The 12,147-nt window shown below is 70.5% G+C and carries 13 protein-coding genes; all 13 read left to right on the forward strand.

All coding sequences use genetic code 11. The features are described 5' to 3' along the window. Nucleotides 1–41: 41 nt before the first annotated feature. The 13 genes from ACZ5VC_RS31690 (at nucleotide 42) to hypE (ending at nucleotide 11,964) form a co-directional block, all read left to right on the forward strand. On the forward strand, nucleotides 42–1,826 hold the full coding sequence (locus ACZ5VC_RS31690) for a nickel-dependent hydrogenase large subunit (RefSeq protein ID WP_469123419.1): 1,785 nt from the start codon (nucleotides 42–44) through the stop codon (nucleotides 1,824–1,826). Then, entirely contained in the window at nucleotides 1,823–2,353 is a 531-nt protein-coding gene (locus ACZ5VC_RS31695) for a hypothetical protein (RefSeq protein ID WP_469123420.1), read from the forward strand. Before ACZ5VC_RS31690 ends, ACZ5VC_RS31695 begins: the two co-directional genes overlap by 4 nt. Continuing rightward, complete coding sequence (locus ACZ5VC_RS31700) at nucleotides 2,350–3,000, forward strand: DUF5947 family protein (protein ID WP_469123421.1); 651 nt, start codon at nucleotides 2,350–2,352, stop codon at nucleotides 2,998–3,000. Before ACZ5VC_RS31695 ends, ACZ5VC_RS31700 begins: the two co-directional genes overlap by 4 nt. Next, nucleotides 2,997–3,698: a DUF6084 family protein gene (locus ACZ5VC_RS31705; protein WP_469123422.1), complete on the forward strand. Its 702-nt coding sequence runs from the start codon at nucleotides 2,997–2,999 to the stop codon at nucleotides 3,696–3,698. Before ACZ5VC_RS31700 ends, ACZ5VC_RS31705 begins: the two co-directional genes overlap by 4 nt. Next, complete coding sequence (locus ACZ5VC_RS31710; protein ID WP_469123423.1) at nucleotides 3,695–5,140, forward strand: hypothetical protein; 1,446 nt, start codon at nucleotides 3,695–3,697, stop codon at nucleotides 5,138–5,140. Before ACZ5VC_RS31705 ends, ACZ5VC_RS31710 begins: the two co-directional genes overlap by 4 nt. Further along, entirely contained in the window at nucleotides 5,137–5,673 is a 537-nt protein-coding gene (locus ACZ5VC_RS31715) for a hydrogenase maturation protease (RefSeq protein ID WP_469123424.1), read from the forward strand. Before ACZ5VC_RS31710 ends, ACZ5VC_RS31715 begins: the two co-directional genes overlap by 4 nt. Then, nucleotides 5,670–5,774: a DUF6893 family small protein gene (locus ACZ5VC_RS31720; RefSeq protein ID WP_469123425.1), complete on the forward strand. Its 105-nt coding sequence runs from the start codon at nucleotides 5,670–5,672 to the stop codon at nucleotides 5,772–5,774. Before ACZ5VC_RS31715 ends, ACZ5VC_RS31720 begins: the two co-directional genes overlap by 4 nt. 110 nt (nucleotides 5,775–5,884) lie before the next feature. Continuing rightward, a complete protein-coding gene (gene hypA / locus ACZ5VC_RS31725; protein ID WP_469123426.1) occupies nucleotides 5,885–6,280 on the forward strand; it encodes a hydrogenase maturation nickel metallochaperone HypA in 396 nt (131 codons plus the stop codon). Nucleotides 6,281–6,282: 2 nt separating this feature from the next. Continuing rightward, nucleotides 6,283–7,089, forward strand: a complete 807-nt coding sequence (hypB, locus tag ACZ5VC_RS31730; protein WP_469123427.1) for a hydrogenase nickel incorporation protein HypB — start codon at nucleotides 6,283–6,285, stop codon at nucleotides 7,087–7,089. Next, nucleotides 7,089–9,473, forward strand: coding sequence for a carbamoyltransferase HypF (gene hypF, locus ACZ5VC_RS31735; RefSeq protein ID WP_469123428.1), 2,385 nt, complete (start codon nucleotides 7,089–7,091; stop codon nucleotides 9,471–9,473). Before hypB ends, hypF begins: the two co-directional genes overlap by 1 nt. Next, nucleotides 9,442–9,777 (forward strand): HypC/HybG/HupF family hydrogenase formation chaperone, encoded by a 336-nt coding sequence (locus ACZ5VC_RS31740; RefSeq protein ID WP_469123429.1) that lies wholly within the window; start codon nucleotides 9,442–9,444, stop codon nucleotides 9,775–9,777. Before hypF ends, ACZ5VC_RS31740 begins: the two co-directional genes overlap by 32 nt. After that, nucleotides 9,774–10,898 (forward strand): hydrogenase formation protein HypD, encoded by a 1,125-nt coding sequence (gene hypD, locus ACZ5VC_RS31745; RefSeq protein WP_469123430.1) that lies wholly within the window; start codon nucleotides 9,774–9,776, stop codon nucleotides 10,896–10,898. Before ACZ5VC_RS31740 ends, hypD begins: the two co-directional genes overlap by 4 nt. Beyond that, nucleotides 10,891–11,964: a hydrogenase expression/formation protein HypE gene (hypE, locus tag ACZ5VC_RS31750; RefSeq protein ID WP_469123431.1), complete on the forward strand. Its 1,074-nt coding sequence runs from the start codon at nucleotides 10,891–10,893 to the stop codon at nucleotides 11,962–11,964. Before hypD ends, hypE begins: the two co-directional genes overlap by 8 nt. The last annotated feature ends 183 nt before the right edge of the window (nucleotides 11,965–12,147 follow it).

A 12,147-nucleotide genomic window follows, 5' to 3' on the forward strand; every position in this document is an offset into this window, starting at 1 on the left:
ACCCCGCCCGCCAATTCAGAAGAAGGGTCACGGCAGACACGATGGCACCGAAGACGAAGGCGGCCGGTGACGGCAGCGGCCTGGTCGAGATGGCCTGGGATCCGATCACCCGGATCGTGGGCAGTCTCGGAATCCACACGAAGATCGACTTCAAGCAGAAGCGGGTGGCGGAGTGCTACAGCACCTCGTCGGTCTTCCGCGGGTACAGCGTGTTCATGCGCGGCAAGGACCCGCGCGACGCGCATTTCATCACCAGTCGCATCTGCGGGATCTGCGGTGACAACCACGCCACCTGCTCCGTCTACACACAGAACATGGCCTACGGGGTGAAGCCGCCGCACCTGGCCGAGTGGATCATCAACCTGGGCGAGTCGGCCGAGTACATGTTCGACCACAACATCTTCCAGGAGAACCTGGTCGGGGTCGACTACTGCGAGAAGATGGTTCGCGAGACCAACCCCGGCGTCCTCGAACTGGCCGAACGCACCGAGGCTCCGCACGCCGGCGACCACGGCTACCGCACCATCGCCGACATCATGCGCTCGCTCAACCCGCTCGAGGGCGAGTTCTACCGCGAGGCCCTCCAAGTGAGCCGCTACACGCGGGAGATGTTCTGCCTGATGGAGGGCCGCCATGTGCACCCCTCCACGCTGTATCCGGGCGGCGTCGGCACCATCGCCTCGGTGCAGCTCTTCACCGACTACATGAGCCGCCTGATGCGATACGTCGAGTTCATGAAGCGGGTCGTCCCGCTCCACGACGACCTCTTCGACTTCTTCTACGAGGCTCTGCCGGGGTACGAGGAGGTCGGCCGGCGGCGGGTCCTGCTCGGCTGCTGGGGAGCGCTCAACGACCCGGAGCACTGCGACTTCACCTACGCCAACATGAGCGACTGGGGCCGGAAGATGTTCGTCACCCCGGGCGTGATCGTCGACGGCAAGCTGGTCACCAATGATCTCACCGAGATCAATTTGGGCATTCGCATCCTGCTGGGCAGCTCGTACTACGACGACTGGGCGGGCCAGGAGCAGTTCGTCACGCACGACCCGCTCGGCAATCCGGTGGACCCCCGTCACCCGTGGAACCAGCACACCCTCCCGGCGCCCCAGAAGCGGAACTTCGACGACAAGTACAGCTGGGTGATGTCGCCCCGCTGGTTCGACGGCAAGGAGCACCTCGCTCTCGACACCGGCGGCGGCCCCATCGCCCGCCTGTGGTCCACCGCCCTGTCCGGTCTCGTCGACGTCGGCTACGTCAAGGCCACGGGCAACAGCGTCGTCATCAACCTGCCGCGCACGATGACCAAGCCCGAGACCCGCTTCGAGTGGAAGATCCCGAAGTGGAGCAACGCCCTGGAGCGCAACCGCGCCCGCACGTACTTCCAGGCGTACGCCGCCGCGATCGCGCTGCACTGCGCCGAGCAGGGGCTGGCGGAGGTCCGCGCCGGGCGCACCCAGACCTGGGAGAAGTTCGAGGTGCCGGACGAGTCGATCGGCGTCGGCTTCACCGAAGCCGTGCGAGGCGTCCTGTCGCACCACATGGTCATCCGGGACGGCAAGATCGCCAACTATCATCCCTATCCGCCGACTCCGTGGAACGCCAGCACCCGTGACACCTTCGGTACGCCCGGGCCGTACGAGGACGCGGTGCAGAACACCCCGATCTTCGAAGAGAACTCCCCGGAGAACTTCAAGGGCATCGACATCATGCGGACGGTCCGCAGTTTCGACCCCTGCCTGCCCTGTGGAGTCCACATGTACGTCGGCGGCGGCAAGACGGTGAAGACGATGCACGTGCCCACCGGTCTGAGCGGACTGGCCGGATGAGCGCGGCGATCGACGCCCAGGAGGCGGGGCGCAGGGTCGAGGAGGTGCTCGACCGGCTCGCCGCCACCGGTGACCGGGCGGTCTGCGCGGACGCCGAGGAACTGGTGCGCGTCCTGATGGACTTCTACGGCGCCGGACTCGCCCGTATCGTCGAGCACTTCGGTGACGCCCCGCCGACCGCCCTGTTCGACGACGACCTGGTGGCCGGTCTGCTCGCCCTGCACCGTCTGCACCCCGAGGACGTCCGCACACGGATCGAACGCGCTCTCGCCTCCGTACGTCAGCCCCTGCACCTGATCGCTTTCGACGAGACCACGGGCGTCCTGCGGCTGCGGCCCGCCGGCGGCGGGACGGGCTGTGGATGCTCCGGGAGCGGCGACACGGCGTCCGAACGGCAGGCCGTGGAAGAGGTGCTGGCCTGCTTCGCGCCCGAGGTGACAAGCGTGCAGCTGGAGCCGGCCGAGGAGCCGCCCAAGCCCCTGCTCCAGATCGGCACGCGTCCGCACACCCCGGCGCGGGTGACGTGAGCGCGCACCACGCGGCAGTGGACGGCCCGCGCGGCCTGCGACGGTTCACCGGTCCACCCACGCCGCGGCCCGAGACCTGCGAACTGTGCGCAACGGTGGTGCCCGAGGACGGCCACCGCCATCTGGTGGACACCGAGAAACGCGCTCTGGTCTGCGCCTGTACCGCCTGCGCCCTGCTCTTCGACCGTCCGGGGGTGACGACAGGACGGTTCCGCGCCGTCCCCGACCGCTGTCTCGTCGACCCCGGGCACCGGCTCGACGACAGCGCTTGGGCGCTCCTCCAGATCCCCGTCAGTGTCGCGTTCTTCTTCCGCAACGCCGCCCTCGACCGTCTTGTCGGGTTCTACCCCAGCCCTGCGGGAGCCACCGAATGCGAGCTCGACCCGCAGACCTGGCAGACCGTGCTCGGCGCGGGACGCCTGTCGGACCTGCTCGAACCCGACGTGGAGGCACTGCTGCTGTACCGCTCCGAAGGGCGGACCATGTGCTTCCTGGTGCCGATCGACATCTGTTACGGACTGGTGGGGCGGATGCGGCTGTTGTGGCAGGGCTTCGACGGAGGTGCGGAGGCCCGGGCGGCACTGCGGAGTTTCTTCGACGATGTGGAGAAGCGCGCCCGGCCCGTCGTGGAGGTGCCGCTGTCATGACGGAGTTCACCTTCACCTGCACCGGTGTGCGCGCCGATCCGTACGCCGCCGGGCCGACCCTCGTCTTCCGGCTGCGCATCACCGCCGCCGGAAGCACCCCGGTGCATGCCATGGCCCTGCGCTGCCAGATCCGCATCGAGCCGGCCCGGCGGGACTACGACCGAGCCGAGGCGCTGGGCCTGGCCGACCTGTTCGGCGAGCGGTCCCGATGGGGCAGCACGCTCCAGCCTGTGCAGTTCGCCCAGGTCTCCCTCATGGTGCCCGGCTTCACCGGCGAGACCGAGACGGACGTACCCGTGCCGTGCACGTACGACATGGACATCGCGGCCACTCGCTACTTCCACGCCCTCGACGGGGGAGAGGCGCCGCTGCTGATGCTGTTCTCGGGAACCGCCTTCACCGGCGACCGCGGCTTCCGGGTGGAGCCGGTGCCCTGGGACCGGGAAGCGGTCTTCGGGATGCCGGTGACCGTGTGGCGCGAGATGGTCGAGCAGCACTTCCCTGGCTGCGGCTGGCTCCGGCTCCCCCGCGACACCATGCACGAGCTGCTCGCCTTCCGCTCGCGTCACGCGTTCGCCTCGTGGGAGGCGACAGTACGGGCCCTCCTGGACGGGGTGAGCGCCGCACCGTCGCCGCCACCGAACCCGTTCCGGCCGGCCGGCGTCCGGTCCCCGGTGACCGAAGGGACGGCGCCATGACGACGACCGCGCCGGCTTCGTTGTTCGCCGCGGCCCGGCAGGTGGCCGACACCGTCCTCTTCGAGGGGTACGTGCTCTATCCGTATCGCGCGTCGGCCGCCAAGAACCGCCTGCGCTGGCAGTTCGGGGTCCTGGTCCCGCCGGCCTGGGGCCCCGCGCACGAGGAGCACTCGTCCCTGCAGACCGAGATCCTGATGGAGCCCAGGGGCGAGGCGACCCTCACGGTGGAGCTGCGCTTCCTCCACGCCCAGCGGCGCACCGTCGAAGAGGTCCTGGAGGACGGCACGTTCACCGAGGTCGCCGAACTGCGCCTGGCGGACCGGATCCTGGTCCCCTGGGACGAAGGGATCGAGGAGCGGATCGAAATCCAGGCAACCGTCTCCGAGTTGGCGGCCGAGGGCGTCACCCACCCCTTCACCCGCCGTGCTCGCGAGGACTTCGAGCCGGTCGTCGACGCCGAGGGGCGGTGCCTCGGCCGGCTCGTCCGGCGCACGGAGGAGGTCGAGGGCGTCGTACGGCTCCGGCTCGGCGACGTCCCCGGCCCCTACCGGGTGTCGAAACTGACCGCGGTGGTGGAGAACACCAGCCCGTGGACTCCCGGGACGGAGAACCCGCGGAGCACGGAACGCGATGCGGCCCTCCCCCGCTCCCTCGTCGCCGCGCACCTTCTGCTGGGTCTGGACTCGGGGTCCTTCGTGTCCATGACCGATCCGCCCGAGTGGGCCAGGGGGGCGGTCGCCTCGTGCAGCAACCTGCGTACATGGCCCGTGCTTGCCGGTGAACCCGGGCGCGCGGACGTGGTGCTCTCCTCCCCGATCATTCTGGAGGACCACCCGGCCATCGCACCCGAGAGCGCCGGGGCGATGTATGACGCGACCGAGATCGACGAGATCCTCGCCCTGCGCACAGCGGCCCTGACCGACCAGGAGAAGCGCGAGGCGCGCGGAACGGACGCCCGGGCGGCCGCCGTGATCGACCTGGCCGACTCCATGCCGCCGGAGGTGCTGGAGCGGCTCCACGGCGCGGTGCGCGCCCTGCGCGAGGTCACGGGTCCGGACCCGGCGTCCGAGCCGTCACCGGAACTCGCCGGGCCTCTGGGCGAACTCCCTCGGGAGGAGGCGGTCTTTCGGCCGGACACCCCCTGGTGGGATCCGGCCCGCGCGGACACCGCCGACCCGGCCCGTGACCGGGTCACGGTCGACGGCGTCTCCGTGGGCGTGGGCAGCCGCGTCCTCCTGCGCCCCGGTCCGAGGCGCACCGACGCCCAGGACCTGTTCCTCCAGGGGCGCGCCGCCCAGGTCGAGGCCGTGCTGCACGATGTCGACGGCGGCGTGCACCTCGCGGTCACCGTGGAGGACGATCCGGGCGCGGACATCCGCCGGGAGCAGGGCAGGTTCCTGTACTTCCAGCCCGACGAGGTCAGCCCGCTGGAGGACGCGTGAGCGACAGGATCCTGGTCGCCGGCATCGGCAACGTCTTCCTCGGCGACGACGGCTTCGGGGTGGAGACCGTGCGAGCCCTGTCCGCACATGACCTGCCCCCGGGGGTGGAGGTGGTCGACTTCGGGGTGCGGGGCGTCCACCTCGCCTACCAGCTTCTCGACGGCTACGACACGCTCGTCCTGGTCGACGCCACCGCACGCGGGGGCGCACCCGGGACGCTCTATCTGATCGAGGTCGACGAGCCCGGTGCGGCGGCCCCCCGTGGAGCCGCTCTCGACGGCCACCAGATGTCCCCGGACACGGTCCTCGCCCTGCTCGACACGCTGTGCGCGGGGACCGGCTCCACTCCGCCCCGGCGCACGCTGGTCGTCGGCTGCGAACCGGAGTCCGTCGACGAGGGCATCGGCCTGAGCCCACCAGTGGCCGATGCCGTTACGGAGGCCGTACGGACGGTCCTGGACCTGCTCCAGGGCGCGTCCGGCCTCCATTCCGAGGAAGCCCGGCCCCACCGCGAACCAAGGAGAGTCCCATGAAGAAGACCGTCATCGGAGGGGCGACCGCCGCCGCACTCGTCGCCGTACTGGTACAGGTCCTCCCCGACATCAGACGCTACTTCCGCATCCGCAGGATGTGAGCCGTCGGCCCGTCAGGCCCGAACGGTGTACAGGGCATGCCGTCGTCGGCGTGCCCGACGGCAGCGCCCTCCCGGCGCCGGTCTAATGAGCGGCGGCAGGACGGAGTCCGATGCACGAGATGTCGATCGCCATGGCCGTCGTGGCCCAGGTGGAGGAAGCCGCCGAGGCCAGTGGCGCGACCGCTGTCACCGCCGTCCGGCTTCAGGTCGGCGAGCTGGCGGGTGTCGTACCCGACGCGCTGGCCTTCTGCTTCGAACTGGCCTGCGCCGGGACGGTCCTGGAAGGCGCGGAGCTCAGCACCGAGTCCGTCGAGGCCCGTGCCCGCTGCGACTCCTGCACCGTCGAATGGGCGGTCGGAATGCCTCCTGAACTGTGCTGCCCCGGCTGTGGAAACGCCACCGACGTCACGCTCCTGTCGGGCCGTGAGCTGAGGATCGTCCGCGCCGAATGGGAAGACGGCCCCACTGCCCCGGGCACTCGCCAACCGATCTCCGAGGAGGCCTGAACATGTGCCGAGTGGTCGACCTGCAACAGGCGGTACTCGCGAAGAACGACGCGGCGGCGGACGCCCTGCGCGCCGGACTCGGGGCCCAGGGCGTCACGGTCGTCAATCTGCTGTCCAGCCCCGGCAGCGGAAAGACGGCGCTGCTGGAGCGGGAACTGCTCCTCGCCCGCGAACGGGGCGTCGCCGTCGCCGCACTCACCGCCGACCTCGCCACCGAGAACGACGCGGTACGGCTCGCCCGTTCCGGCGCGCCGGTCAAGCAGGTGCTCACCGACGGGCTCTGCCACCTGGAGGCGGGGATGCTGGGCCGGCACCTGGACGGGTGGCTGCCCGAGGGCACCCGGATCCTCTTCGTGGAGAACGTCGGCAACCTGGTCTGCCCGGCCTCCTACGACCTCGGGGAGTCACTGAGGGTCGTCCTCGCCTCGGTGACCGAGGGCGAGGACAAGCCCCTGAAGTACCCGACCGCTTTCGGGCTGGCCCAGCTGGTCGTGGTGACCAAGACCGACATCGCGAAGGCCGTCGAGTTCGACGAGGCCGCGTTCCGCACGAACGTGCAACAGGTCAATCCGGGCGTCGAGGTGGTCCTCACCTCGACACGCGGGGGTGAAGGGGCCGGTGTCCTTCTCGACCGGGCACTGGCAGCCGGTACGGGCGCGGGAACGCACGTACCCGTCATGACGCGGCAGCACGGAAACGCTCACCACCACGCTTCGCAGCAGCACGAGAGCAGGGCCGGCCACCGGCCTGACCATGGTCCCGGACGCAGTGCTCCGCATGCGCAGCCCGCCGCGGCGGAGACCCCCTGATGGAAGCCGTGCAGCGCCGGCGGGTCACCGTTCGGGGTGTGGTGCAGGGCGTCGGGTTCCGGCCCTACGTCTACGGCCGAGCCATCGGGCTGGGACTGGCCGGGCACGTCACGAACACGCCGGACGGCGTCGTCGCCGAGGTCGAGGGAGCGCCCGCAGCGGTGTCGGAGTTCTGCGACCGGCTCGCGGCCGACGCTCCCCCGCTGGCCGTGGTGGACGCGGTCGACCACTGCGAGGTCCCCGTCGCGGGCGGCTCCGGATTCACCATCGTCGCCTCCCGCACGGGTGGCCCCGCCCGGACGCTGGTCTCCCCCGACGTTGCGACCTGCGCCGCGTGCCTCGCCGAGCTGGCGGACCCCGTCGACCGCCGCCACCGGCACCCCTTCATCACCTGCACGCACTGCGGTCCCCGCTTCACCATCGTCACCGCAGTGCCGTACGACCGCGCACACACGACCATGTCCGCGTTCCCGATGTGTCCCCGCTGCGCCCGCGAGTACGCCGACCCGGGCGACCGCCGGTTCCACGCGCAGCCGGTCGCCTGTCCCGACTGCGGTCCGCGTCTGACGCTGCTCGTCGGCCGCCCTCCCCTGCCTCCTCGTGCGGCGGGGGATGCCGACCCCGTCTCCGAGGCCCGCCGGCTCCTGGCCGCCGGAAAGATCCTGGCGGTCAAGGGGCTCGGCGGATACCACCTCGCCTGCGACGCCTCCCACGCGGGCGCCGTGGCGGAGCTGCGCCGCCGCAAGGCGCGGGGTGACAAGCCCTTCGCCCTGATGGCCCGGGACGTCACCGCGGTCGAGCACCTCGTGCATGTCGGCCCCGAGGAGCGGAGCCTGCTCACCGGGCCCGTGCGGCCCATCGTGCTGCTGCGCCGCCGGATCGCCGCCGCGGGCCCGTCCGAGGAGGTCGCGCCGCGCTGTCCCGACCTCGGTGTGATGCTCCCGTACACGCCCGTCCATCACCTGCTGCTCGGACTCCCCGGCGATCCCCCTGGCCCACCGCTGCTCGTCATGACCAGTGGCAACCTGTCCGGAGAGCCGATCGTCACCGACGACACCGAGGCGCTGGAGCGGCTGGCCGGGATCGCCGACGCCTGGCTCACCCACGACCGCCCGATCCATGTTCCGTGCGACGACTCCGTGATGCGTGTCTGCGACGGCGAGGTGCTGACGTTGCGCCGGTCCCGTGGCCTCGCTCCCCTGCCGGTGTCCCTGCCCCTGCCGGTCCTCGCGACCCTCGCCGTGGGAGGAGACCTGAAGAACACCTTCTGTATCGGAGAGGGCCGCCGGGCCTGGCTGTCCGCGCACATCGGTGACATGGACGACCTCGCCACGCAGGATGCGTACGCACGTGCCGAACAGCAGATGGAGTCCATCACCGGCGTCATCCCCGCGCGACTCTCGTGCGACCGGCACCCGGGATACCGATCCGGTCACTGGGCGCGGCGGAGTGCCGGTGCCCGGCCGCTCGTACCCGTCCAGCACCATCACGCGCACATCGCCTCGACCATGGCCGAACACGGCCTGGACGGCCGGCGGAGGGTGATCGGCATCGCCTTCGACGGCACGGGTTACGGCGACGACGGAGCGGTCTGGGGCGGCGAGATCCTCCTCGCCGACTACGCCGGGTACGCGCGTTTCGCCCACCTCGCCTACGTCCCGCTGCCGGGCGGTGACGCGGCCGTGCACCGCCCGTACCGCATGGCGCTGTCCCATCTGCGTTCTGCCGGCATCGCCTGGGCACCCGACCTGCCGTGCGCGGCCCACTGCCCTCCCGATGAACTGGTCATCCTCGAGCGTCAGTTGGAACGCGGGGTGAATTGCGCCCCCACGTCGAGCATGGGCCGCCTCTTCGATGCCGTCTCCTCCCTGGCCGGCATCTGCCACCGGTCCGGGTACGAGGCCCAGGCCGCGATCGAGCTCGAGGGCGCCGCGCTCAGAGCGGCGGACGCGGGTTCCGGCTACGCCTTCGCCGTGCAGGTTCCGCCGCCGGATCACGGGAGCCCGGTCATCGCCGATCCGGGGCCCGTCCTGACCTCGGTGGTGGCCGACGTGCGGTCCGGCGCGGACCGCACCGTCATCGCCGCGCGGTTCCACGCTTCCGTCGCCGATCTCGTCGGCCGACTGTGCGAACTGGCCCGCGAGAGGCACGGCCTCGAGACCGTCGCCCTGACGGGCGGGGTCTTCGGCAACACCCTGCTCTCCTCTGCTTGCGCCGGCACGCTGCGCGAGCGCGGCTTCACGGTCCTCCGCCATCACCGGGTCCCCCCGAACGACGGCGGACTGGCGCTGGGGCAGCTCATGGTGGCGGGGACCGCCCACCTCACAGATCACCCACGACAAGGAGAAGTCCATGTGCCTGGCGGTACCCGGCAGAGTGCTTGACATCGGGGAGAGAGAAGGCACCCGCATGGCCACCGTCGACTTCGGCGGCGTGCAGAAGGAGGTGTGCCTGGAGTACCTCCCGGACCTCGAGGTCGGCGAATACGCAATCGTCCACGTCGGCTTCGCGCTCCAGCGTCTGGACGAGGAGTCGGCTCGGAAGACCCTCGATCTCTTCGCGCAACTCGGGCTTCTCCAGGAGGAGTTCGGTGACCCATGGGAACTGGCCGCCGAGGCCGGCGGCCCTGCTGGGCCCTTCACCGAGGCCCCCGTCGACCCACACCCGCAGCAGGAGGCGCAGCAGTGAAGTACATCGAGGAGTTCCAGGATCCCGTCCTCGCCCGCCGACTGCTCGACGACATCCACGCCACGGTGACCCGCCCCTGGGCGCTGATGGAGGTCTGCGGCGGCCAGACCCATTCCATCATCCGCCACGGGATCGACCAGCTCCTGCCCGAACAGGTGGAGTTGATCCACGGGCCGGGATGCCCCGTGTGTGTCACCCCGCTGGAGGTCATCGACAAGGCGCTGGAGATCGCGTCCCGGCCCGATGTGATCTTCTGCTCCTTCGGAGACATGCTCCGCGTCCCGGGAACCGGCCGGGACCTCTTCCAGGTCCGCAGCGAGGGCGGCGACGTACGCGTCGTCTACTCTCCGCTGGACGCCCTGAGGGTGGCACAGGAGAACCCGCAGCGCGAAGTGGTCTTCTTCGGCATCGGATTCGAGACGACGGCTCCGCCCAACGCCATGACGGTCCACCAGGCGAAGAAGCTGGGCATCCCCAATTTCAGCCTGCTCGTCTCCCATGTCCGGGTGCCCCCGGCGATCGAGGCGATCATGCAGTCACCGAGCTGCCGGGTGCAGGCGTTTCTCGCGGCCGGCCACGTGTGCAGTGTCATGGGCATCGGCGAGTACCCGGAACTGGCGGCCCGTCACCGCGTCCCCATCGTCGTGACGGGGTTCGAACCACTGGACATCCTCGAAGGCGTACGCCGGGCCGTGCGGCAGCTGGAACGCGGCGAGCACACCGTCGACAACGCCTACGCACGCGCCGTCCGGCCTGAGGGCAACCCCGCCGCACTCGCCATGCTGGAGGACGTCTTCGAAGTCACGGACCGGGCCTGGCGAGGCATCGGCATCATCCCCGACAGCGGCTGGCGGCTCTCCCCCCGCTACCGCGAGTTCGACGCCGAGCACCGCTTCTCGGTCACCGGCATCACGACCCGGGAACCGGCCGAATGCCGCAGCGGCGAAGTGCTCCAAGGGCTGCTCAAGCCGAACGAATGCGCGGCGTTCGGCACCACCTGCACACCACGCACTCCGCTCGGCGCCACCATGGTTTCGAGCGAGGGTGCGTGCGCGGCGTACTACCTCTACCGGCGCCTCGACGTCACCACCCCGTCACCGGAGGTGATCCCCGTTGTCTGAGACCACGAAGCTCCCCGCACCCGACCTCACCGCCTGGAGCTGCCCGGCCCCGCTGCGGAACCAGCCACGCGTGGTGATGGGCCACGGCGGCGGTGGCGTCCTCTCCGCCGAGCTCGTCCAGCACATCTTCGCGCCCGCCTTCGGCGGTGACGTTCTCTCCCAGTTGGGCGATTCCGCCTCGGTGTCCCTCGGCGGCGCACGCCTGGCGTTCTCCACCGACTCCTTCGTCGTAAGGCCGCTGTTCTTTCCCGGGGGCAGCATCGGCGACCTCGCGGTCAACGGCACGGTCAACGACCTCGCCATGAGCGGCGCGCGGGCCGCCTACCTGTCCTGCGGATTCATCCTGGAGGAGGGTGTCGAGATCGAGGTCGTCGACCGGGTGGCCACGGCACTCGGCGCGGCCGCACGAGCGGCCGGCGTGGAAGTCGTGACAGGCGACACCAAGGTCGTCGAATCGGGTCACGGGGACGGCATCTTCATCAACACCTCCGGGATCGGCCTCATCCCAGACGGCGTCGATCTTCGGGCCACCCGTGTGCGTCCGGGTGACGTCGTGATCGTCAGCGGTGAGATCGGCGTCCACGGGGTGGCGATCATGAGTGTCCGGGAGGGTCTGGAATTCGGGGTGGAGATCGAGAGCGACTGCGCCCCCCTCGGCGGTCTCGTCGAGGCGATGCTCGCCGTCACCCCCGACCTCCACGCCCTGCGCGATCCCACTCGCGGAGGGCTGTCGGCAGCCCTGAACGAGATCGCCGCGGCCTCCGGCACCGGCGTCGTCCTGCAGGAACGCAAAATCCCCGTGCCTCAGCCCGTGGCCAACGCCTGCGCCGTCCTCGGCCTCGATCCGATGTACGTGGCCAATGAGGGGAAGCTCGTGGCGTTCGTTCCCCGCGAGCACGCCGAAGCTGTTCTCGACGCGATGCGCGCGCATCCACTCGGCGCGAAGGCCACAGTTATCGGCGAGGCCGTGGAGTCACACCCGGGCATGGTCGTGGCCCGCACGGCACTCGGCGGCAGGCGAGTCGTCGACCCGCCGATCGGGGAGCAGCTGCCCAGGATCTGCTGACCGGCCCGCGATCCGCCGTCGATCGGCCGTGGCGGACCGTTCGATGGCTGTCGCGGCCATGGCTGTCGCATCGGGGTGCCTCGGCGATGGTTCGCGTCGACAGGTGTCGCGGCGGGGGGGGGGGGGGGGGGGGACCGTTACGACACAACCACCCTTCATCCCCTCCGCCATTCCCCCACAACC

Source organism: Streptomyces sp. NPDC033174 (assembly GCF_055577795.1).